At 71.3% G+C, this 20,911-nt stretch carries 27 protein-coding genes; 15 read left to right on the top strand and 12 right to left on the bottom strand.

Features of this window, described 5'->3' with window-relative positions:
- Positions 1-1,231: 1,231 nt before the first annotated feature.
- From C2142_RS38110 to C2142_RS38100, 3 genes are read right to left on the bottom strand one after another with little or no spacing between them, the layout of a single operon-like run.
- A complete protein-coding gene (locus C2142_RS38110) occupies positions 1,232-1,657 on the bottom strand; it encodes a hypothetical protein (RefSeq protein ID WP_148647351.1) in 426 nt (141 codons plus the stop codon).
- On the bottom strand, positions 1,654-2,004 hold the full coding sequence (locus tag C2142_RS38105) for a hypothetical protein (protein ID WP_162002664.1): 351 nt from the start codon (positions 2,002-2,004) through the stop codon (positions 1,654-1,656). The genes C2142_RS38110 and C2142_RS38105 overlap by 4 nt, the downstream gene beginning before the upstream one ends.
- Complete coding sequence (locus C2142_RS38100) at positions 1,923-2,627, bottom strand: replication-relaxation family protein (protein ID WP_277347359.1); 705 nt, start codon at positions 2,625-2,627, stop codon at positions 1,923-1,925. The genes C2142_RS38105 and C2142_RS38100 overlap by 82 nt, the downstream gene beginning before the upstream one ends.
- Positions 2,628-2,814: 187 nt before the next feature.
- On the opposite strand from C2142_RS38100, the gene C2142_RS38095 reads away from it, so the two are divergent.
- From C2142_RS38095 to C2142_RS38070, 6 genes are all read left to right on the top strand, one after another.
- Positions 2,815-3,132: a rhodanese-like domain-containing protein gene (locus C2142_RS38095; protein ID WP_206671122.1), complete on the top strand. Its 318-nt coding sequence runs from the start codon at positions 2,815-2,817 to the stop codon at positions 3,130-3,132.
- A 152-nt stretch (positions 3,133-3,284) separates the two neighbouring features.
- Complete coding sequence (locus tag C2142_RS38090; protein ID WP_148647348.1) at positions 3,285-4,670, top strand: MBL fold metallo-hydrolase; 1,386 nt, start codon at positions 3,285-3,287, stop codon at positions 4,668-4,670.
- 199 nt (positions 4,671-4,869) lie between these two features.
- Positions 4,870-5,454: a rhodanese-like domain-containing protein gene (locus C2142_RS38085; RefSeq protein ID WP_148647347.1), complete on the top strand. Its 585-nt coding sequence runs from the start codon at positions 4,870-4,872 to the stop codon at positions 5,452-5,454.
- Complete coding sequence (locus tag C2142_RS38080) at positions 5,451-6,323, top strand: sulfite exporter TauE/SafE family protein (RefSeq protein ID WP_148647346.1); 873 nt, start codon at positions 5,451-5,453, stop codon at positions 6,321-6,323. The genes C2142_RS38085 and C2142_RS38080 overlap by 4 nt, the downstream gene beginning before the upstream one ends.
- Before the next feature lie 64 nt (positions 6,324-6,387).
- A complete protein-coding gene (locus C2142_RS38075; protein ID WP_148647345.1) occupies positions 6,388-6,654 on the top strand; it encodes a metal-sensitive transcriptional regulator in 267 nt (88 codons plus the stop codon).
- 270 nt (positions 6,655-6,924) lie between these two features.
- On the top strand, positions 6,925-7,419 hold the full coding sequence (locus C2142_RS38070; RefSeq protein WP_148647344.1) for a hypothetical protein: 495 nt from the start codon (positions 6,925-6,927) through the stop codon (positions 7,417-7,419).
- 465 nt (positions 7,420-7,884) lie between these two features.
- Here the strand turns inward: C2142_RS38070 and C2142_RS38065 are convergent, their stop codons facing one another.
- On the bottom strand, positions 7,885-9,294 hold the full coding sequence (locus tag C2142_RS38065; protein ID WP_148647343.1) for a tetratricopeptide repeat protein: 1,410 nt from the start codon (positions 9,292-9,294) through the stop codon (positions 7,885-7,887).
- On the opposite strand from C2142_RS38065, the gene C2142_RS38060 reads away from it, so the two are divergent.
- On the top strand, positions 9,275-10,192 hold the full coding sequence (locus tag C2142_RS38060) for an IS5 family transposase (protein WP_241002374.1): 918 nt from the start codon (positions 9,275-9,277) through the stop codon (positions 10,190-10,192). The genes C2142_RS38065 and C2142_RS38060 overlap by 20 nt on opposite strands.
- Here C2142_RS38060 and C2142_RS38055 read toward each other — a convergent pair.
- Positions 10,149-10,691 (bottom strand): hypothetical protein, encoded by a 543-nt coding sequence (locus tag C2142_RS38055; RefSeq protein ID WP_148641175.1) that lies wholly within the window; start codon positions 10,689-10,691, stop codon positions 10,149-10,151. The genes C2142_RS38060 and C2142_RS38055 overlap by 44 nt on opposite strands.
- 57 nt (positions 10,692-10,748) lie before the next feature.
- Positions 10,749-11,084: a trypco2 family protein gene (locus C2142_RS38050; RefSeq protein WP_241003074.1), complete on the bottom strand. Its 336-nt coding sequence runs from the start codon at positions 11,082-11,084 to the stop codon at positions 10,749-10,751.
- 127 nt (positions 11,085-11,211) lie between these two features.
- Between C2142_RS38050 and C2142_RS38045 the strand changes: the two genes are divergently transcribed.
- Positions 11,212-11,496: a hypothetical protein gene (locus tag C2142_RS38045; RefSeq protein WP_148647342.1), complete on the top strand. Its 285-nt coding sequence runs from the start codon at positions 11,212-11,214 to the stop codon at positions 11,494-11,496.
- A gap of 988 nt (positions 11,497-12,484) precedes the next feature.
- Here C2142_RS38045 and C2142_RS38040 read toward each other — a convergent pair.
- The 3 genes from C2142_RS38040 to C2142_RS38030 all read right to left on the bottom strand — a co-directional run bounded on the left by C2142_RS38040 (position 12,485) and on the right by C2142_RS38030 (position 13,778).
- Positions 12,485-12,856, bottom strand: a complete 372-nt coding sequence (locus C2142_RS38040) for a hypothetical protein (RefSeq protein ID WP_148647341.1) — start codon at positions 12,854-12,856, stop codon at positions 12,485-12,487.
- Positions 12,857-13,142: 286 nt separating this feature from the next.
- Positions 13,143-13,304: a hypothetical protein gene (locus C2142_RS38035; RefSeq protein WP_153882860.1), complete on the bottom strand. Its 162-nt coding sequence runs from the start codon at positions 13,302-13,304 to the stop codon at positions 13,143-13,145.
- A 330-nt stretch (positions 13,305-13,634) separates the two neighbouring features.
- Complete coding sequence (locus tag C2142_RS38030; protein WP_153882859.1) at positions 13,635-13,778, bottom strand: hypothetical protein; 144 nt, start codon at positions 13,776-13,778, stop codon at positions 13,635-13,637.
- A gap of 139 nt (positions 13,779-13,917) precedes the next feature.
- Here C2142_RS38030 and C2142_RS38025 point away from each other — a divergent pair, with 139 nt between their 5' ends.
- From C2142_RS38025 to C2142_RS37995, 7 genes are all read left to right on the top strand, one after another.
- On the top strand, positions 13,918-14,475 hold the full coding sequence (locus C2142_RS38025) for a TetR family transcriptional regulator (protein WP_162002663.1): 558 nt from the start codon (positions 13,918-13,920) through the stop codon (positions 14,473-14,475).
- On the top strand, positions 14,472-15,365 hold the full coding sequence (locus C2142_RS38020) for an aldo/keto reductase (protein WP_148647339.1): 894 nt from the start codon (positions 14,472-14,474) through the stop codon (positions 15,363-15,365). Before C2142_RS38025 ends, C2142_RS38020 begins: the two co-directional genes overlap by 4 nt.
- A 25-nt stretch (positions 15,366-15,390) precedes the next feature.
- Positions 15,391-16,410, top strand: a complete 1,020-nt coding sequence (locus C2142_RS38015) for an NADPH:quinone reductase (RefSeq protein ID WP_148647338.1) — start codon at positions 15,391-15,393, stop codon at positions 16,408-16,410.
- A gap of 138 nt (positions 16,411-16,548) precedes the next feature.
- Positions 16,549-16,728, top strand: coding sequence for a hypothetical protein (locus tag C2142_RS38010; RefSeq protein ID WP_148647337.1), 180 nt, complete (start codon positions 16,549-16,551; stop codon positions 16,726-16,728).
- 296 nt (positions 16,729-17,024) lie between these two features.
- Positions 17,025-17,372 carry a PadR family transcriptional regulator gene (locus tag C2142_RS38005; protein ID WP_148647336.1) on the top strand — a complete coding sequence of 116 codons (348 nt, stop codon included), beginning with the start codon at positions 17,025-17,027 and terminating at the stop codon, positions 17,370-17,372.
- A complete protein-coding gene (locus tag C2142_RS38000; protein ID WP_148647335.1) occupies positions 17,369-18,160 on the top strand; it encodes a hypothetical protein in 792 nt (263 codons plus the stop codon). Before C2142_RS38005 ends, C2142_RS38000 begins: the two co-directional genes overlap by 4 nt.
- 119 nt (positions 18,161-18,279) lie before the next feature.
- Complete coding sequence (locus C2142_RS37995; RefSeq protein WP_148647334.1) at positions 18,280-18,633, top strand: hypothetical protein; 354 nt, start codon at positions 18,280-18,282, stop codon at positions 18,631-18,633.
- Here the strand turns inward: C2142_RS37995 and C2142_RS37990 are convergent.
- From C2142_RS37990 to C2142_RS37980, 3 genes are all read right to left on the bottom strand, one after another.
- Entirely contained in the window at positions 18,564-19,163 is a 600-nt protein-coding gene (locus tag C2142_RS37990) for a hypothetical protein (protein WP_148647333.1), read from the bottom strand. The genes C2142_RS37995 and C2142_RS37990 overlap by 70 nt on opposite strands.
- A 361-nt stretch (positions 19,164-19,524) precedes the next feature.
- On the bottom strand, positions 19,525-20,352 hold the full coding sequence (locus C2142_RS37985) for a helix-turn-helix transcriptional regulator (RefSeq protein ID WP_148647332.1): 828 nt from the start codon (positions 20,350-20,352) through the stop codon (positions 19,525-19,527).
- 9 nt (positions 20,353-20,361) lie between these two features.
- A complete protein-coding gene (locus C2142_RS37980) occupies positions 20,362-20,610 on the bottom strand; it encodes a hypothetical protein (RefSeq protein WP_148647331.1) in 249 nt (82 codons plus the stop codon).
- Between the last annotated feature and the right edge of the window lie 301 nt (positions 20,611-20,911).

Here is a 20,911-nt window from a genome sequence, read left to right as displayed (position 1 = left end):
TCGCCACCGCAGGTCAACGCGCATGCGGTGCGCACCGCACCATGCGCATCCCGCATCCCGCATCCCGCATCCTGCGCACCGCACCGACAGCCGACTGCGCACGGCCGCGCACCGCACCCCGCAAGGGCCGGTGAGTTCTCCTCCGCACCCGGTGGGTTCCGCCCCGCAGGGCCGGTGAGTTTCGCCCCGCCAAACTTTCCGTCGCAGGTCAGAGCACATGCGGGTCCGCCCGCACTCCCGGCCCGGCGCTGCGCACCGCAAGGCCTCACCCCATGGCTCGGCGCTCGCTTGGCGGCCCGGCCCGGCCCGGCCCACACCGCACCAGCGCCCCTTCCGCGACCCTGCCCCGTCCACCCGGAAGAGGATCTTCTGCCGTCTCCACCAGGGCAGTTGGGTGACCGCCCGGGTGAGGATGTCGATGTTCACGGCCGCGTCGTTGGCGCTGACGCCGCCCTCGTGCAGCACCGCGGCCAGCTGTTCGCCGGTGTTGTCGCAGGTGGCGACGAACACGTGGTGCCCGAAGGTGCCCTTGTAGGTCCCGCGTGCGCCTTGCTTGTCGGAGGGTGCGTTGATCAGCGTCCCGTCGCTGTCGATCACCGTCCACCCGCGAAGCGGCACCCCGTCGATCTCCACCTCGGGGAAGCCCTCGGGCCGGTCCCGCAGCAGGGCGTAAACGTGGCGCCGGACCGTGGCCCGGGCCCGCTCGATCCGCCGCAGCGCGAGGCCATCGGTTTCTCTCAGCGCCCGCCACACGGTGGGGAACGAGGCGGTGGGACCGAAGACCGGCCGCTGGTGCTCCAGCAGGCGGACGTCCCGGATGCAGACCGCGCCGAGCGTGATCGCCACCGCCAGATCGACCAGGACCTGGCCCCGGTCGTGCAGCGGGTGGAACCCGCGCCGCGCGAGCGCGCCCGAGAGGGCGGCGGTCAGACCGGTCCGCTCCGCCAACAGCCGCAGGTGCACCCCGCCGACATGTCCGACCTGGCCTCGCCCGTCTGCCGACATGGCCAAGCCCCGGCTCCACTCGCTATCGCGCACGTGAAAGGTGCCCCCACCTGCTCAAGATCCAAGCCTTCGACAAGCCGGATCATCGCAGTTCACGGGGCACCTTTTCCATGCCGTGACAGACCGTCACCACGAGACGGCTGGTGCGTGTGACCGGAGCGCCACAAGCACATGCGCCGCGCGGCGGGGAGCGGTGTGCTCCCCGCCGCGCGGCGGATCCGGTTGCTTAGTCCTCCGATCCGGCGGCGACCGTCTCGTAGGCGTATCCGTCCCGGCGAAGTGCCTGCACGAGGGCTTCGACTTCGACGGCGGTTCCGAGGGGTTCCCCAGCCTTCGCCGCCTTCAGCCTGCCGATCGCCTCGGCCGGGCTGTAGTCGAGGATCTCCCGCAGGTGGCGGGCCGCCGCGACGGTCCCGTCCCTGCCTTCCACAAGCCGGGCCCGGAATCCTCCGAACTTCGCCAGCAGTCCTTGCCTGACGTCCTCCGGCCCGGGCCCGTCGCCGTAGTCGTCACTGACCAGACCGCAGTTCTCGCACTGCCATTCGTCGAACCAGCCGAACTCCTCGGCCACGATCTGCTGGCCCCGCGAGCCCGTCACGTCATGACCGCACTTGCTGCAGGTCAGCTGGTAGTCGAGTGCGCGGTAGATCATTTCCTCTTCCCGCTCCCGTTCCACCCACGGATGTTCATGTACCTCTGGACAATCTCATAGAACTTGTCCGTCTGGGCGAGGTGGGCGGCGTTCCGGGCCTCCGACGGCTTGGGGTGGTGCTTCCTGACGTAGGTCTGCGGCCGTTCGAACCAGCCGTGGTGCAGCTCCTCGTGAATGATGGTCTCGCGAAGATCGTTCTGGCTGGAGAGCCGGTAGCGGCCGATCTGGACCGGCTGCCCGGGGTCGGAGAGACCGGTTCGGACCGTCAGGCTGTATTCGGAGTCGACCCGGAACCGGGTGTGCGGGAAGTCCTGCCTCCTGAGACCGTCACCACTGCTGGGGAGCACGGTGAAACACCGAGGCGGGTGCCGGTCAGCTTCCCCCAGGGGGCGGGCCCGTCGTCCAGGTCGGCGATCGGCCACCAGAGGTCGGCGCCCGCGCTGTCGGCCTCCAGGTCCTCCAGCTTCGCGACGCCGGCCGGGACGGTGCGCAGCATCCTGGCGACGTACGGGGTCCGGGCGGCGATCTCCAGGGCGTTCGCCCGGTGGGCGAAGCCGGCCTGGCCGGTGCCGGTGAGGACGAACAGCAGCCGGGGGAAGGCCGGGTGGCGGCGTTCCCACAGCGGCTTGCGGCCGCCCTGCACCGCCTCGATGGTCCCGGCCCTCATTCCGGCCGGGAGCGGGGCGGTGGCCCAGTAGCGGGCGTAGGCGTTCAGCTTGGCGGCCAGCCGGGGTCCGCCCATGGTGCCGCGGTCGACCTCGACGAACGCCAGGTTCACCAGCCGCGCGCCGTCGCCGGCGGTGCGCCCGTAGTGGAGCAGGCCGTCGGGGCGGACCGTGCCCTCCTTGCCCTCGGCGAAGCGGTGGGTCGTCTCCGGGACCAGGTCGAACGGCCCGTAGGAGTCACCCCGCGCGCGGGCGTCGGCGAGGAACACCAGGTGCGTGCGCACGACGGCGAGCTGGTGGTACAGCGTGAACTTGAAGGCCTCCCTGTCGCCGGGCAGCCGGGGTGCGGGGATGGAGGCTTAGCCCCTGGGCGCGGGACGGAAGTGCGCCATCACACCTTCACCTGGATACCCCGGTGGGTATTTGACGGGGATGTCGCGTTGGAGTTACATTCGAAGCCAAGATGCCCCGGGGGGTATATGGAGGACTGGCGTGACCCGTGAGATCGACCTCGGCGCCTTCGCCTCGGCCTGGGCCGATGGCGGCCTCGTCCTGGACGTGCGCGAGCCGGAGGAGTACCAGGTGGGACACGTGCCCGGCGCGGTGCTCGTCCCGCTGGCGAAGCTGCCCACCTGGGCCGGCGCCCCGGCGGGCCGGCCGGTGTATGTGATCTGCGCGAGCGGCAACCGCAGCCTGGTCGCCGCCGACTGGATGTACGCCCGCGGCGTCGACGCCCGCTCGGTCGCCGGCGGCACCCGCGGCTGGGCCCGTGCCGGGCGCCCCCTCGTCGCCGGGCCGCACCCGCACTGACCCGCTCCCGTGCCACTCGGCGCACCTTTCTTTCGCCCCCCTGCCTGAGCCGCGGCCCGTCGCCGACCGGTCGCAGCCCCGCCCTACCCGTTCCTATGCCCCTAGGGGTATTTCCGGCCCTGTGTGGGTCCTCGATCAGGAGGTTGTTCCCCGTGTTCTTCGCCCAGTACTACCTTGACTGCCTCTCCCAGGCGTCGTACATGATCGCCGACGAGTCCACCGGGCGGGCGGTGGTCGTCGACCCGCGCCGGGACATCTCCGAGTACCTGGCCGACGCCCAGGCGCGCGGCTTCACTGTCGAGGCGGTCATCAACACCCACTTCCACGCCGACTTCGTCGCCGGTCACCTGGAGATGGCCGCCCGCACCGGCGCGTGGATCGGCTACGGGCAGCGGGCCGAGACCGAGTACGCGATCCGCGAGCTCGCCGACGGCGAGCGGATCAGCCTCGGCGAGGTGACCCTGCAGATCATGGAGACCCCCGGCCACACCCCGGAGTCGATCAGCGTCCTGGTCTTTGAGCACGCCGCCGACGAGGTCCCCTACGGAGTGCTGACCGGAGACGCGCTGTTCATCGGCGACGTCGGCCGCCCCGACCTGCTCGCCTCGGCCGGCGTCACCGCCGAGGAGCTCGGCCGGATGCTCTACCGCAGCGTGCAGCACAAGCTGATGGGCCTGCCCGACGAGGTGCGGGTCTTCCCCGCCCACGGCGCGGGCTCGGCCTGCGGCAAGAACCTCTCCACCGAGAAGCAGTCCACCATCGGCGCCCAGCGCGCCACCAACTACGCCTGCCAGCCGATGAGCGAGGACGACTTCGTCGCCATCGTCACCGCCGGACAGTCCGCCGCACCCGGCTACTTCGCCTACGACGCCACCCTCAACCGCCAGCAGCGCGACCTGTTCGACCCCACCGCCGCACCCCGGCCGCTGTCGCTGGAGGAGTTCCGCACCGAGCACGCCACCGGCGCGGTCGTGGTGGATGCCCGCAGCCCGCAGGAGTTCGGCACCGGCCACGTACGCGGCGCGATCAACATCCCCGCCGACGGCCGCTTCGCCGAACAGGCCGGCACCGTCCTGACCCCCGACAGCCGCATCCTGGTCATCGCACCACAGAACCGCGAGGAGGAGATCACCACCCGCCTCGCCCGCATCGGCTTCGACCACCACGCCGGCTACCTGCTGGGCCCCGACGACGCCCTCGCCGCCACGCCGGACCAGGTCGCCCCGGCCAGCCGCCTGACCGCCGACCAACTGCGCACCGCCCTCGCCGGCGACCAGCCCCCGGTGGTGCTGGACGTGCGCACCTGCTCCGAGCGCGCCGGCGGCCACATCGACGGCTCACTCCACATCGCACTGGGCGAACTGCCCCGCCGCCTGGACGAGATCCCCACAGACCGCCCCCTGGTCCTGCACTGCGCCGGCGGACACCGCTCCTCCATCGCCGCCAGCCTGCTGCGCCACCACGGCTTCGAGGACGTCTCCGACGTCCTCGGCGGCTACGGCGCCTGGGCGCTGCTCACCGAACCCGCCACCGCCTGACCGACCCCCAGACGCCGGAGCCCGGCGCGCAGGCCGACCGTCATCAGCCCTGCGCGCCGCCCCCGGTACCCCGAACCCCCGGGTGTCCGACGGGAGACCACCCCCCACCACCCCGTCGGACACCCGTGCCCTGCCACACCCCGACACATACCCCCACCGGTATTCAATCCGGACCGGCCGAACCAACACCGGAGACCCCATGACCACCGCCACCCGCACCCCCGCCGCAATCGACACCGCCGCCCTGAGGGAGCTCACCAAGGACGGCAGCGGCCCGCGCCTGCTGGACGTGCGCACCCCCGGCGAGTTCCACACCGTCCACATCCCCGGCGCCTACAACGTGCCCCTGGACACGCTGCGCGAGCACCGCGTCGAGCTGCTCCGCCACCTCGACGAGGACACCGTCCTGATCTGCCGCTCCGGCGCCCGCGCCGCCCAGGCCGAGCAGGCGCTCGCCGACGCCGGGCTGCCCAACCTGCGCGTCCTGCAGGGCGGCATGGTCGCCTGGGAGGCGGCTGGCGGCCCGGTGACCCGCGGGGCGGCGCGCTGGGAACTGGAACGCCAGGTGAGACTGATCGCCGGTTCGATCGTGCTCGTCTCCGGCCTGGCCGGCCTCGCGGTCCCGGGCCTGCACCTGATCGGCACCGCCGTCGGAGCCGGCCTCACCTTCGCCGCGGTCACCAACACCTGTGCGATGGGCATGCTGCTCGCCAAGCTCCCCTACAACCGCGGCCCGCGCACCGACATCAACTCGGTGATCCCCGCCCTGAAGAGCCAGCCGTGATCACTCTCGCCATCGCGGCCTCGCTGCTGATCGGAGTCCTCCTCGGGATCCTGGGCGGCGGCGGATCCATGCTCACCGTCCCAATCCTGGTCTACCTGGCCGGCCAGGACACCAAGCAGGCCATCACCACCTCCCTGTTCGTCGTCGGCGTCACCAGCATCGCGGGCCTGATCTCCCACGCCCGCGCGGGCCGGGTGCGCTGGCGCACCGGGGCACTGTTCGGCCTGGCGGGCATGGCGGGCGCCTACGCCGGCGGACGAGTGGCCGCACACATCCCCGACACCGTGCTGCTGGTCGCGTTCGCGCTCATGATGCTCGCCACCGCGGCCGCGATGCTCCGCGGCCCCCGCAAGACCACCCAGCAGGCGCAGCGCGAACTCCCGCTCCACCGCCTGCTCCTGCAGGGCCTCGTTGTGGGCGCGGTCACCGGCATCCTCGGCGCCGGCGGCGGCTTCCTCATCGTCCCCGCGCTGGCACTGCTCGCCGGCCTGCCCATGGGCATCGCGGTGGGCACTTCGCTCCTGGTCATCGCCATGAACTCCTTCGCCGGACTGGCCGGACACATCTCCGGCGCACACCTCGACTGGTACCTGGCCCTCGCCGTCACCGCCGCCGCCGTCCTCGGTAGCCTCATCGGCGGCCGCTACGCCGGACGCATCCCCCAGCACACCCTGCGCACCGGCTTCGGCTGGTTCATCATCGCCATGGGCCTGTTCGTCCTCAGCCGCCAGACCGGCCCGAGCGTCCTGGCCGCAGTCCCCGTGATCGCGGCCTGGGTGCTGATCCAGCGCAGGCGCGCACGCCGCACCGAGAACCCAACCGCAGCAGGGATGGTGTCGCCCACCCCGGAACCCGCTATCCGCCGCTGACTCCCACAGATACCCGCTGGGGTATCCTGAAAGGAAGCAGTCGGCACGAGCCAGGAGGAAACCGGTGAAGGTGGAAGAAGAAGCGACGAGCGCGGTCCTCAACCGGCTGCGCCGCGCCCAGGGGCAGCTCGCCGGCGTCATCGCCATGATCGAAGCCGACCGCGACTGCAAGGACGTGGTCACCCAGCTCGCCGCTGTCTCCCGGGCCCTCGACCGGGCCGGCTTCAAGATCGTGGCCAGCGGCATGCGCCAGTGCCTGGCCACCGCGGACGGCGACGCGCCGCCGATGTCCGAGGCCGAACTCGAGAAGCTCTTCCTCGCCCTCGCCTGACCGAACCCGAGCGGCCCGACGGCACCCTGCGCAGCGGCGGCGAGTGCGTGACGATCCAGACAACCGGACGGATACTGACCTCGGCTCGTTAGGGTGAACCTTCTTGAAGTCCCTGATTGGTGCGGTGCGGTGGCTGTATCCGGTGGTGGGTGAGATATGCGGATGGGGGCGGGTTGACCGCCGCGGGACGGGTGCGCCGGGAGTCGGTGCGGATGCAGGCCGGGCTCGGGGTTCGAGAAAGACGTTGAGCAGATCGGCGGGCACGGGCTGTTGACGGGGGCCGGGGCGGGGCCGGCGTCCGGCCGGACGCCGGCCCGGAGCGGGCGCTTCGCTGTCTCCGGCGGGCCTGGGGCCCGTCCGGTCGGGCGGCATGCCCAGAGCCCCGTCGAGGAGCGCCTCGCCGCCCTGACCCGGCTGCGCCACCCCGAGGCGACCGAGCGGATCCGCGCCCTGCTGGCCTGGGCCGGGGTCCCGGCCCGGGAGGCCACCGGCGGCCTGAAGTGGTACGACCTGGCCGTGCAGCGCCAACTGCTGGCCGAGGGTCCCGACCTCGTCCTTACTGCCCTTGTCGCACGCCCCCCGAGCCCGGCTCAACTCGACGGTGCAGCCGGGCTGTTCAGCTCCACCGAATGGACCGAGGCCCACGGCAGGCAACTGCCCGAGCCACTGCGCTCGACGCTGATCGGGCACATCGAGGCGGACGGCACCGAGCCCATGCGGTTCCGGTTGCGGCACGGCTACTACGGCGCGGAACGAACCGCCTGACCGGGCGCCGGGCTCTGATGAACCCCTATGAACCCGCGTGGGGCGGAGAGCCGTTCCCGTGTACGAGCATCTCGCAGCCAGGGGGCTGGCCATCACAGGGGCACTGGACGAGCTTGCCCAGGACCTCCCCTTCAGCACCACGGTCGTGCCGATGCTACGGTGGCGCCGACCAGGATCTGGCCGGGGACCCGGTCGGGCGACCGCTAGGCCGACCACCGGCGCCGCTGCGGTGCTGCGGCCCGGCTGCGCTCGACGCCGTCCCCGCAACCCTTGGGTCGTCGGACGACTTGCAGGGCTACGGCTCGAGCTCCACGATCCGAACGGTTATTTTCCCGGGGCGCAGTCGCGAAATGAAGGCTGCAGGGTTGGCCTGGGCTAGGGCGCGGCGAGTGGCGATGGCTTGGCGGTTGGCGGCCAGGCTCTCCTCGTGTAGGCCCACTGCTGCCAGCTGGACGCTCAGGTTGTTCAGTGCCAGGGCGAGGTCGGGCAGGTGGGTGTCCGGGTTAGCTCCGGCCAGGGCACGGTAGTAGTTGACGGCCTCGCGGATGGCGGCCAGGCCTTCGTCGTGCAGCTCCATCTCACCGTGTAGTGTAGGCCCACTGCTGCCAGCTGGACGCTCAGGTTGTTCAGTGCCAGGGCGAGGTCGGGCAGGTGGGTGTCCGGGTTAGCTCCGGCCAGGGCACGGTAGTAGTTGACGGCCTCGCGGATGGCAGTTAGGCCCTCGTCCTGACGCTCGACCTCCCTCAGCCGTGTGGCCTGGGAGGTCAGGGCTTGGGCGAGGTCGGGCAGGTAGGCGTCTGGGCTGGCTCGGGCAAGCATGCGGAAGTAGTCGATGGCTTCATTGATGGCGGCCAGGCCTTCCTCGTAGCGCCCGACTTCTGCCAGCCGATTGGACAGGTTGTTCAAGAGGACCGCGAGGTTGGGCAGGTGGGCGTGCGGGGTGACGCGGGCAAGGGCGCGGTAGTAGTTGACGCCTTCGCGGTTGGCGGCCAGGCCCTCCTCAAACCGCCCCACCTTGCCGAGTTGGATGCCCAGATTGTTCAGGGCTTGGGCGAGGTCGGGCAGGTGAGCCTCCGGGTTTGCCTCGGCGAGGGTGCGGCGGACGGTGACAGCCTCGTGGATGGCGGCCAGGCCCTCCTCCAACCGCTGGACGGCCGTTAATCGGGAGGCCAGGTTGTTCAGTGCCTGGGCGAGGTGGGGTAGGTGGGTGTCGGGGTTGGCTTGGGCGAAGGTGCGGAAGTAGCCGACGGCTTCATCGATGGCGGCCAGGCTTTCCTCGTACCGTCCGACTTCTGCCAGCCGATTGGACAGGTTGTTCAAGGAGGCGGCGAGGCCGGGCAGGTGGGTGTCCGGGTGGGCCTCGGCGAGGGTGCGGTAGTAGCTGACGCCTTCATTGATGGCGGCTAAGGCCGCCTCCATCCGGCCCGCTGCCTCCAGTCCATGGGCCAGGTTGTTCAGTGCCTGGGCGAGGTGGGGTAGGTGGGTGTCGGGGTTGGCTTGGGCGAAGGTGCGGAAGTAGCCGACGGCTTCATCGATGGCGGCCAGGCTCTCATCGAGCCGTCTGACTTCGCTCAGCCGAAAGGATCGGTTGTTCAGGGCTTGGGCGAGGCCGGGCAGGTGGGTGTCCGGGTTTGCTCGGGCGAGGGTGCGGCGGATGGCGACGGCTTCATCGATGGCGGCCAGGCCTTCCTCGAGCCGTCCGACTTCGCTTAGTGGCTGTTGTCGTTCCGATCTTGAGCGGTGTTGGTCGAACGGGAGTCTCGATCGGGTGAGTGTGGCGGCCGCCGCGCATGAAAGCAGGGCCTCTTGGTAGCTCGAAGGGTGTCTACGCCAAAGAGCGGTCCAGGAGGCCCTGTTGTCGCAGTTGTACGCCATCGCGGAGGCAGGGTCCACTTCGGTCACCCTCGCGTGTGACTGCCTCGCTCACCGGTTCGGGAACGCCGCCGACCACGGGGCGCGCGAGCGCCGCTACCCGACGGACATGTCGGACGCGGAGTGGGCGGTGGTGCGGCCGCTGCTGCCGGTGCCGGCCTGGCTGCGCGGGCGGGGCGGTCAGCCGGAGGCCTACTGCCACCGCATGATGTTGGACGCGATCCGCTACCTCGCCGACAACGGAACGAAGTGGCGGGCGATGCCGGCCGACTTCCCGCCATGGGACCGGGTCTACGCGTTCTTCCGCCGCTGGCGCGACCTCGGTCTGGTGCAGGAGTTCCACGACCGGTTGCGTGGAAGGGTCCGGGAGAGGGCGGGGCGGGACCCGGAGCCGAGCGCGGGCGTGATCGACTCCCAGTCCGTCAAGGCGGACGCCGTCGTCGGCGCCGACAGCCGCGGCTTCGACGGCGGCAAGCTGATCAACGGCCGCAAGCGCCACGTGGTGGTCGACACCCTCGGCCTGCTGCTGGGGGTGATGGTCACCGCGGCGGACATCGGCGACCGCGCCGCCGCCCATGTCCTGCTCGCCCGGGTCGCCGCCGCACACCACCGGCTGGCCCTGGTCTGGGCCGACGGCGGCTACACCGGCCCCCTCGTCGAGCACTGCCTGGCCGCCCTCGCCCTGGTCCTCGCCATCGTCAAACGCAGTGACGACATGCGCGGCTTCGTCGTGCTGCCCAAGCGGTGGATCGTGGAGCGGTTCTTCGCCCACCTGATGCGAAGCCGCCGCCTCGTGCGGGACTTCGAACGCTCCACCACCAGCGCGGAGGCGATGGTCTACTGGTCGGCGACGATGCTCATGACCCGCCGCCTGGCCCGGCCACGGCCTTCGCCAGCGTGAACCGGCCCGGTGCCGGCTCGGCCAGCCACCCCCGCGCTGTCAGCCGCTTCGCTTTCGACCGCAGGGCCTCCACCTTCGCGGGCACCGGGTCCAGGCCGAAGCTGCCGGCCATCTCCTGGCACGTCAGTGACCCCTGGCCGAGACGATTCCGGTCCGCGAGCACCTGCAGGATGCGCTGGTAGTCCACCGACAGTGCCGACCAGGCCAGCCCCGCACGCCACATCGGCACCACCGATTTGGGCTTCGCCGCCTCCGAAGATGCCGGCAGCGCGCACGGTTCACCGCGATCCGACGGCTCCTCGGCGGCACCCGGGCCGGCGACGTCGCCCCCTGAGGACAGCACCTCGTCGACACGCGAACGGGCGATGACCCACTCGTTCCACTCCCGCTCGGCCACGACCAGCTCGGCCTGGATACGGTCGGCCTCCTCCCGAAGGTTGTCCAGACGACGGCGAGCGGTGAGCTCACGCTGTTCCAGCAGTCCCACGACCGACGGCATCCCGACCTCCACACGAGCGGCGACTCAACACGCCACCACTCCCCGAGACCGCCGACCTCATGCCTGAACAGCGGAAACGCAGCTCTCACGCCCGGAAAGACAACAGCGACTAATTAGAAGATCGCCTCCGTCGGCGCGCTTCGGGGTGAGGGTGAAGGAGACCCGGTGAGTGCGGGCGCGGGAGACACCGGCTTCGGTCTCGGCACCGACCGCCCACAGTTTGAAGCCGGCCTTCGCTTTGGCGTCGGCGCGCAGCTCGACCTCGAACTCCATCTCCACCGGCCCCACCGCGAACACCATCTGCGGATCGGCCCCGACCCGGGCTGCCGCCTCCAGTAGCTCGTCGCGCACCGCAGCCACCGCGTCCGCCAACGGAACATCCACCAGGTCCACCCCCAGTACCGGCGATACGTCACTTCATGCGGACACCGTAGAGCTCGCGCAGGGGCCGGCGCAGGCGAAAGACTACCTCGACCGGCCAGTCACCCCGGGCGGCGAACAGGCCGACCGGCAGCAGGCGGTGGCGGACCTGTCCGCGGAGTACTGGGGCGGGCAGTGGTGCACGGTGCCCCGGGACGACAACGACGGGGACGGCTGGCGCGAGTACGACGATGCCGTGCCCATCCTCGCGACCACCCCGGAGTTGCTGGCCGAGCACGGCCCCCTCGGGCCGGTGTGGTGGCGCTTCGGCCGCCCCGGCCGGCACTGTCTGCTCGAGGCGTTGGACAACCCGGACAACCGGGCCGCCTACGACCAGCGCCGGCAAGCCCGGGAGAAGAAGGCCCGCCGACCCGCCGCGAGCTGATGCAGTCCCTGGCCTGTTCCGACTGCGGCGAGGTCCCCGAAGGCGGAGAGCACTTGGGAGTACGGTCTCCACGGCCGCGAGCAATGGACCCGCCGCCCCGGCGGCCGCTGCTGGCCCTGCCACCAGGAACACACCCAGCGCCTCGAGCGGCAGGCCCAGGAGCAGCTGGAGGCCGCCCGGGAGGCGAACGCCGCGCTGCGCCCGTGCTGGACGTGCCGGGGCTCGATCGGCGGGAAGGCCGGCTCGGAGCTGGAGCTGACCGTGAAGGCTGGCCCGGGCCGGCTGGAGTGCCCGCAGTGCGTGGGCGACCGGGAGGGAGGAGCTGGGCCCGCTGGTGCAGCCCGCCCCGACCAGCGGGAGCTGGGGACCGCGCTGGTGTCCGCCCCGGACGATCCGTGGTGGGAGGTCTGAGCTGTCCCGGGCTTTCGCTGGAGCGCACCCGCGCCGCGGCCCTCGCGTTGCGCGGCGAGCGGGTCCCGCCCGTCCGGCCGGCGGTGTGTCGCAGTCGGCTGTGGCCGGGCCCCTGCCACGGGCCGGGCGGCCGGGTGGGTTCAGTGCTGTTGCCGGGTGAGGCGCAGTTCGATGACGGTGTGCCGATTGTGCCGCTGGTCCGGGGGTGGGGGCTGTGCCAGTCGACTTCGTACGGGACGTCGCCGGGGCGGCCGCCGCGCAGTGCCGTGGTGGCGGCGATGCGCCCGTGGTGGGAGGGGAGGACCGCGTACTCCACCGCGGCCCCGACGGTCTTGCCGGTGGCGTCGCCGGGGTCTCAGATGCACGTCCGCTCACCGGGCCACCCGCAGCGCTTGGGGTGGACGGTCAGTGCCGTGGTGCGCCGTTGCGTGGCGGGCGGCGGGGAGGGTTCTTCGGCTGCGGCCGTTCTGGCAAGAGATCCTGGTCAATCCCCGGTGGCGAAAGCGCCACCTCGCTCCTACCGATCGGCGTAGGCAGTGACGGCGGGCCAACCGCTGCCGGTCGTTGACCTGCCGGCCTACCTCTCGGTGTGGACCGCCCGCGACGGAGTGTTGTGGTCCCGTCGCCGGGCGACCATGCGCCGGGCCAGCGGGTACGCCGGCAGCGCGACTGCGCCACCCAGCGCGCCGAACAGGAGCGGGGCATTCCACCAGGGCACCAGATCGACGGAGCGGCCGTCCGGCCAGCGGCAGACGTGCGAGGGCGGGAAGAGCGACTCCTCGATCCGGATGTCCTTGTGTTCGGGTCCCCGGTACTCCACCGGGTCCCACCCGTAGAGCTCGGTGACACAGGCCCGGGTCGGCCGGGTCTCGAAGCCGGACATCATGCCGAGCAGCCAGACCACACCCGCCGCCAGCAGGCAGAGCACTACGCCCGTCGTCCTCGCCATGCCCGTCCCCCCTTGATCGTCCGTTGGTGCCGGACCCTGGAGACGATCATGAAGCCGGGTTCGGTTCCCGTTTCTTGCAGGCCCGCCCGCCGCGGGTGCGCGCAGTCGTGTTGGCGGGCGTCGGCCTGCTCGGCTCCGGCGAGGTCGGCTGGGTCGCGCCGCGCCCGGGCGGCGCGCGAGGCGGCGGGGGCGGCCCGTTCGGCGGCGAAGACCGTCAAGGCCGCGTCACCGCCGCCCTGGTCGCGGCGCTCGGGCCGGTTGCCGGGGGAAGGGGGATGAGTCCGTCCTACGTCACCGCGGCACCGTCCGCGCCGAGTGGCAGAGCGTGCGCGACCACACCGCCGAAACCCGTTCCGAGCGCTACGACCACGACACCGTCCTCCAGCACGTGCTGCGCCGTGAACGCCACCGCCAGGACGTTGCCGCCTGCGCCCGCGAGGCCGCCCACCACCGGGTGGTCGGCGCCTTCTCCGTGCCGGGTGCACGTAGGTACCACCGCAGGAATCACCGGGGGACCACCGCAGGTACGCCCGTGGTTGCCCCCGTAGGTACCCTGTCGCCCTCGGCCGTCGCGGCGCGTTTTCACGGGGCGGGGCGCACGTTCGGCGGACCGGAAAATGCGATGCGGCCACGTTGCGCCAGGTGTCCGACTGGCTGGAGCGCACCCGCGCCGCGGCCCTCGCGCTGCGCGGCGGGCAGGCCCCGCCCGCCCGGCCGGCGATGCGTCGCAGCCGGCTGTGGCCGGGGCCCCTGCCACCGGCCGGGCGGCCGGGTCTGCTCAGCGCTGTTGCCGGGTGAGGCGCAGTTCGACGACGGTGTGCCGGTTGTACCGCTGGTCCGGGGGCGGGGGGCTGTGCCAGTCGACTTCGTACAGGACGTCGCCGGGGCGGCCGCCGCGCAGCGCTGCCCTGACTGATCTCACGCCTCCTGGACGCCCGGGCCGGGCCGCAGGTCTTCTCCTGAACATGATCCCCGCCACATCCGCCGGGGCGTCAAACAGAACAACGATTCTGTATGGTTAGCCAACAAGCAGAACCACGATTCTTTTTGTAGGAGGTGTGGTGCCTCGACTCACCGACGCCCGCAAGGAACTCCGGCGCGCCCAGATCACCGAGGCCGCCGTACGCTGCTTCAGCCGCAACGGCCTGGAGCGGACCTCGATCGCCGACATCACGGCCGAGTCCGGCCTGTCGACGGGCTCGATCTACGCCCACTACCGCAACAAGGCCGAGCTGGTTCAGGCCTCGGCCCACGCGGTGCTCGCCAAGCGCGCGGAGGTCCTGGGCGAGTACGCCGGGAGCGACACCCCGCCCGACCCCGACGAACTGCTCGCCCGCCTGATCGCCGGCATCGACCCGGTCGAAGCCCGGGTCGGCGTGCAGACCTGGGGCGAGGCGACCAACAACCCGGCCATCCACGGCATCGTCGTCGACACGATCGACCGGATGCGCGCGATGGTGCACGACAGCGTCACCGCCTGGCTGGTCAAGGTCGAACACCTCGAGTCGGCCGAGGCTCAGGAACGCGCCACCCCGATCGCCCACCGGGTGCAGAGCCTCTACCTGGCCCAACTGCTGTACACCGCCCTGCAGTCACCGGCCGAGGAGACCGCGCCATGACCACCCTGACCGCTCCGTTCGCCGGCCGCACCGTTTTCCGGGTCGGCTACGGCGCCCTGCAACTCGAACGCCTGCACCACAACCACGGCGAGGCCGTCGCCCTGCTGCGCCGCGCGGTCGAGCTGGGCGTCGACCACGTGGACACCGCCCAGTTCTACGGCTTCGGGTTCGCGAACCAGGTCATCCGCGAGGCGCTGCGCCCCGAGGACGGCGTCCTGGTCGTCACGAAGGTAGGGGCCGACCCCGACCCGGGCGGGCCTCTGCCACTGCGTCTCGCACAGCGCCCCGAACAGCTTCGCGCCAGCGTCGAGGACAACCTGCGCAGCCTCGGCGTCGACCGGCTGCCCGTGGTCAACCTCCGCCGGCTCGACTCCGGCCCCGGCCTGCGCCCCGACGGCGACCAGGTGGTCGACCTCGACGACCAGCTCGAAGTGATGACCGCCCTGCGCGACGAGGGCAAGATCGGCGCGATCGGTCTGAGCAGCGTCACCCTTGACGGCCTTCGCCGCGCCCTGCCGGCGGGCATCGCCTGCGTGCAGAACGCGTACAGCCTCGTCTCGCGCGACGACGAGGACATGCTGCGGCTGTGCGCGGCCGAGGGCATCGCCTGGGTGCCGTTCTTCCCACTCGGCGGGTCCTTCCCGGGCCTGCCCAAGGCGACCGACGAACCGGCGGTGCACGCCGTGGCCGAATCCCTGGGCGTCACACCCTCCCAGGTCGGCCTCGCCTGGCTGCTGCACCGCGCCCCCAATGTGCTGCTCATACCCGGCACCGCCGACCCCGCTCACCTGGAGGCCAACACTGCCGCCGGCGGGATCACTCTCGACGCCGCCACCCTGGCCACCCTCGACGCCATTGAGTCCCGCTCCGCCGAAGTCCCCATCGGCTGACCAGCCCCCCGACCAGGACGGAATCATGAAAGCCATCGTCTACCGCGACAACGGCGGCCCCGACGTTCTTCGGTTCGTCGACCGCGACCTGCCCGTGCCCGGCCCCGGCGAGGTCCGCGTCCGGGTAGCCGTGTCCGGGATCAACCCGACCGACTGGCATGCCCGCTCCGGCGCCGCCCATACCAAGCAGTTCTCCGAGGTCACCCCGCACCTGGACGGCGCCGGCGTGATCGACGCCGTCGGTGAGGGAGTCGACCGGAGCCGGGTCGGCCAGCGGGTCTGGTTGTTCATGGCTGCCGCCGGGCGGCCCACCGGCACCGCCGCCGAGTTCACCGTCGTACCGGCCGAGCGGGCCGTGCCGCTGCCCGACGAGGCCGGCTTCGACGTCGGCGCCGCACTCGGCGTCCCCGCGCTGACCGCGCACCGCGCGCTCACCGTCGCCGAGGACGGCCCGCGCCGCCTGCGGCCGGGGGCGCTGGACGGCGCGGTCGTGCTCGCCGCAGGCGGGGCCGGGGCGGTCGGGCACGCCGTGATCCAGCTCGCCCGCTGGGCCGGCGCGACCGTGATCAGCACGGTCAGCGGAGCGGAGAAGGCCCGACTGGCCACCGCCGCCGGCGCCCACCACGTGGTCAACTATCGAGAGGGGGATCCGGCCGCCGATATCCGCAGGATCGCCCCGGACGGCGTCGACATCGTCGCCGAAGTGGCGCTCGGCGCGAACATCGCACTGGACCTGGCCGTGCTGCGAGCGCGCGGCACGATCGCTACCTACGCCAATGACGGCGGCAAGCCGGTCGAACTGGACGTGCGGCACAACATGGTGCTCAACACGCGCCTTCAGTTCCTGGTGCTCTACACGGCCGGTCCGCAGGCGCGCGCCGCGGCCGCCGAGGACATCGCCGCCGCTGTCCGCGACGGCGCCCTGCCGGTCGGCGAGGAACACGGCCTGCCACTGACCCGCTTTCCGCTCCACCGCACCGCCGACGCGCACCGCGCAGTGGAGAGCGGCACAGTGGGCAAGGTCCTGGTGGACATCACGTCCTAACGCCACAGTGCGCCCCACCTCGCCGTGACGGCAGATCCCGCCCCGGACCGGCGCTGTCAGCCGGCGGCGGCCTCGGCAGCGTGAAGTGCGTCCAGGAGCGCAGTCTGTTGCTCGGTCAGCTTCCCACACAGCGGGTCCATGGCGGTGAGCTCGGGCGAGCACGGTGAGCTCGCGCTCCAGGTCGCCGAGCACGCACGACGGGAGCGCCGCGGCGAGCGCACACGCGGCCACCAGGGCGATCCGCTCGCCGCCGAGGGCTCGGGCAATGTGCCGGTGGTGTGTGAGGCGCCGAGGACCACGTCCGCCGCCAGGGTGTAGCGCAGCTCCGAGCTTTGCCCTATTTCGTAGACACCCGCCTGTTATGCCACCAAGTCCAGGTCAGTGACGCTCCTGACGTGCTGCCGCTCGTAGTCCACCGGGCTGCGGTAGCCCCGAGCGGAGTGCCGTCGGCGGCGTTGGTGTCCGCTTCGGGTGATCCGTGGCGGGAGGTGCGGGTTGTGTCATGCGAGGTTGTACCGGGTCAAGGACCGGGTTCTGGATCACTCCGACCGCCCCGCTTGGATCGCAGTCCTAGCTAGGTTGCATTCCTATCTAGGTGGTGATGGAATGCAGTCATGGCCGCAGACCGCAGATCCAGCTGGCTCAAGGGCGTCCTTGACCTTCTCGTCCTCGCCTGCCTCACCGAGGGCGAGAGCTATGGATACGAGATTTCCAAGGCCCTGGCGGGAGCCGGGCTCGGTGAGATCAAGGGTGGAACGCTCTACCCGGTACTCAACAGGCTTGAGGAGGCCGGCCTGGCCGTCGGGGAGTTCAGGGCCGCCGAGCGCGGACCGGGCCGCCGTTACTACCGGCTCACAGACGACGGCCGTCGAGCCCTCGCCGAACAGGGCGAGTCGTGGCTGGAGTTCCACACCGCCGTCAAGACCATGCTGAACAGTGCACGTCCAGGGGGAGCATCGTGATTCGAAGCAACGGGAGCAGCTCGGAAGGCGCCGGCGGGAGCGAGGCGGGCGGTGACTACTTCACCGAGCTCGCCGCGTGCCTGATCGCCGCCGGCATGGCGGAGGGGGAAGCGGCAGCGAGCGTCGCCGACCTCAGCGGCTATCTGGCGGAGACCGAATCGCCGGACGCGTACGAGGAATTCGGTGCGCCGCAGGACTTTGCGGCCCGCCTGACCGAGGGGCGCACCGCTGAGCAGCCCGCCGCAGGGGCGGAGACCTGGAAGTGGACCGCCGACATCTATACCGACCGCAAGTACCTCAACCACTACGGCGACCAGGGTTGGGAGGTCGAGGGCCTCGACCGGGTCGGCCGCTTCGTCTGCCGCCGGGAGCCGGACGCCGCGATGCGCTGGGAGTACCGGCGGGAGACCGCGAGCGGCGCGAAGGAGCGCGAGGCGGTCGAGGCCGGGCTCGCCCCGGACGCCTGGGAGTTGTGCGGGCAGTGGATGTACTTCATGTACTTCAAGCGCCCGAAAGCGGCGAGCGCCGGTCCGGCGGCGGCGCTCGGCGAGTTGGTGGCGGCGCCGGACCGGCAGCTGTTCCTCGGCCGTACGTACCGGGGCAAGGTGAAGCAGGCCCTGGTGGCCGCGGTGATTTCTGCGGTCCTGGCAGCCACGGCGGTGCACTACGCGGGCGACCGCATGGCTTTCCCGATCCTGATCGGTGCGGCCGTCGCGGCGCCGGTCGGTCTGATCGCCGGCTGGTACCGCGTGAAGCGGGAGGTCATGTCGGGCGTCGAGGATGCCTGACCGCGCAGCGCCGTCGGTCTGAGCTTGGCTCGGGTCGTCCGGCATGGGTCCTGTGCCCGCACCGCCGCCGGCGGCCGCTGGCGAGGGAGGATCTTGTTGGCGAACTCGGGGTTCGCGGCGTGGCGGGTGAGCTGAAAAACCTGATCTTCGCCGCCGATGGCCCCAAACCGGAACCGGTCCTCACGGACGCCCTCAACAACATCATCCGCATCACCAAGAACGAGCAGTACTGCCTCGTCCACGACAGGCCGCTCGCCGACCACGGACTCACCTGGCGCGAACTCGTCGCGTGGTGGACAGATCTGCACCGGCTCCCCGCCGACACCGAGCGGGACAACGCCCTCCAGCCCCACTACAGGCTCGAACAGTCCATGAAGGGCAACGGGCTGGAGAAGGAGTTCATTCAGTCCTTGTTCGGGGTGCTGTGGAAGCAGGTCTCGAGTTGGTCGAGGGCGTGGAGTGCCTGGTCGTAGACGTTGGCGGCGGGTGATGGCGGGGTCTCGGGTCGCCGGGACCACGTGGGGTGGATGACGGCGATCCGGTAGGGGGTTCTGCCGGTGCGGGCGTTCTCGTCGTCGAGGCGTACGAGGACGTCGTCGCAGGCCCCGCACTCCAGCCAGGGAGTGAGCGGGATGCCGTGGAGCGGGTGACCAGGGGCGATCTCCCGGAGGAGTTCGCTTGCGATGGCCGTGGCGCGGGGTGAGTTCTCGACCTCCCACCACCATTCCTCGGCCGCTTCCAGGTCGGGGCACCAGCGGAGCGCGGACGTGGCCCCGGCCGACACACCGAGCGCCTCTGCCAGATCGAGGAGGGCGGCTCGGTCCGCGCGGAGCAGTGGTGTGTGGTGGTCGGAGAGCTGGTCGACGAGATCCTCGAGCGCCAGCTCCGGCTCGCCCGCGTCCCAGGCCGACAAAGTGGCGGCCACCGGTACGGCAGGGGCGAGCAACCCCGACAGCCGCCGGAACTCGAACTCGGTGCGGCGGGGTGTCCAGGGAATCGTCACGGCGCCCATTGGATCAAAGACCCGCGAAGAGCGTCCCAGCCGGCCTTGCTGCGCCCCGGTTCGGTCTGGCTTGGCTGGTGCTGGTGGGCCGTCAGGCCGCCGTGGAGGACGTCCAGGAGGCTGCTCTGAAGTTGTCCTGGTGGCCGGTGGGTGTTGTCGCGCCTGGTGTCGTGTGGGGTGCTGCCATGGTCCGTGTCGTGGGTGGATACCCGGGAACCTCTGCGTGCGTCTGGGTGGGACAGCACCCCCGTGATAGCTGCGTGAGCCGTCCACCGGCCGGCCGCCGCCGTCGGGGCCGGGCTTTCGGTCGTTGGTGTGTGGTGCGGCCGACGGGGACCGCACCACACCTGTCAACCTCCTTCTACGGGGTCCGCTCGGTTGGCCGCTGCGGGGGCCGGGCTTGCTGTGGCACGGCCGGTGGGCGCGTGCGCCATCGCCGGACCGGGACGGGGAAGTCCACGGCCGCGGCCGGCTCCGGAACCAGCGCCTCGCCCGGGCCTCGGTCGATCGACTCCTTCAGCGCCAGGATCTCGGCCTCGGCCTCGGCCAGCCGCCGCTGGACCTCGGACAGCGGGGCGCCGCCGATGCGCTGGTAGGTATCGATGCGCCGCAGCGCCTCAACCCACTCGCCCTCTTCTTCCGGTGCGATCCCGCAGGCTCGCACGAACTCAATGAGAATCCTTTCCGTGCAGTCCCGCTCGCCCGCGAGCACCCCGTGCATGGTGCTGCGCGGCAGCCGGCTGACCCCGTTGTGGACGGCCCGCGCTTCCAGCTCCCGCAGGGACGGGCTCCCGGCGTGCAGCCACAGCCGCTTCATCGCGAAGTGGAGCTCGGAGCGCTGCGTGATGTACCGCAAGGCCTGGCCCGAGGTGGGCACGGTCACCGTGCCCACGCCCCGCTTCTTGCGTCCGGAGCGGTTGGCGTCGGCCCGCAGCCACAGCCGCTCCACGGTGCGCACCGACCCGCCGCAGGCCCGGGTGTAGGCCTCGGTGACCGGCCAGGTGGGGACCGTGCGGCCCTCGTCGGCGCGGGAGAGGGTGGCGATGGAGACGGGCAGTGCGAGTTCGGTGGTCTTCTGCGCCATCTGGCTGTAGGTGAGGCCGGAGCGCTCGCGCAGCTTGCGAAGCCACTGCGCGAGCACCCCGATCTCCTTGTTCTGCTCAGCCAGGGCGCTGTTCAGGCGCCCCACCGCGCTCTCCTAGCGGGTCCGGCGGGTGGTGAGCGTCTCGACCAGGCGGCGGACCAGCTCGATGCCGAGCAGGCCGGCCGTGGCCAGGGTGGTGACGACGGTCTGCACCGCCATGCCCCGCGCGGTGAGCGCGGTGGTGAGGAGGAGGACGACGACCACGACGATCGCGGCCGAGACCGGCACCTGGGTGCCGGCCGTCGTCTGGACCTCCACGCACGCCGCGGACGCGACGGCCTGGTTGGTGTGCTTCTTACGCAATGCGATCTCCCTTGCCTGTTGCCACTCGACAGGGGGTCCACACGACGCCCGCCCGGCCTTCCAGAGCCGAGCGGGATGGACTCCCATGGCACAGGTTGCTGTGTCCCGTAGGGACAGTCCAGCCGCTCCAAGCCCGGTTTCTCGCTCTGTCCCACTGCAAGTTGAGATACCGTCAGCGAGAAACAGCAGCTCACAGCACCCGGACCTCGGCCTACCTGAGTGCCCGCAACGGCAACTTCGTCCGACCTTGCCGGGACAACGGCGCTTGCTTCAACGCCGCCGAGACGCAACTCTGTGGGAG

The sequence above is a fragment of the Streptomyces sp. CB01881 genome (genome assembly GCF_002953255.1).
Lineage (GTDB): Bacteria > Actinomycetota > Actinomycetes > Streptomycetales > Streptomycetaceae > Kitasatospora.
This window is presented reverse-complemented; position numbering and strand designations above follow the sequence as displayed.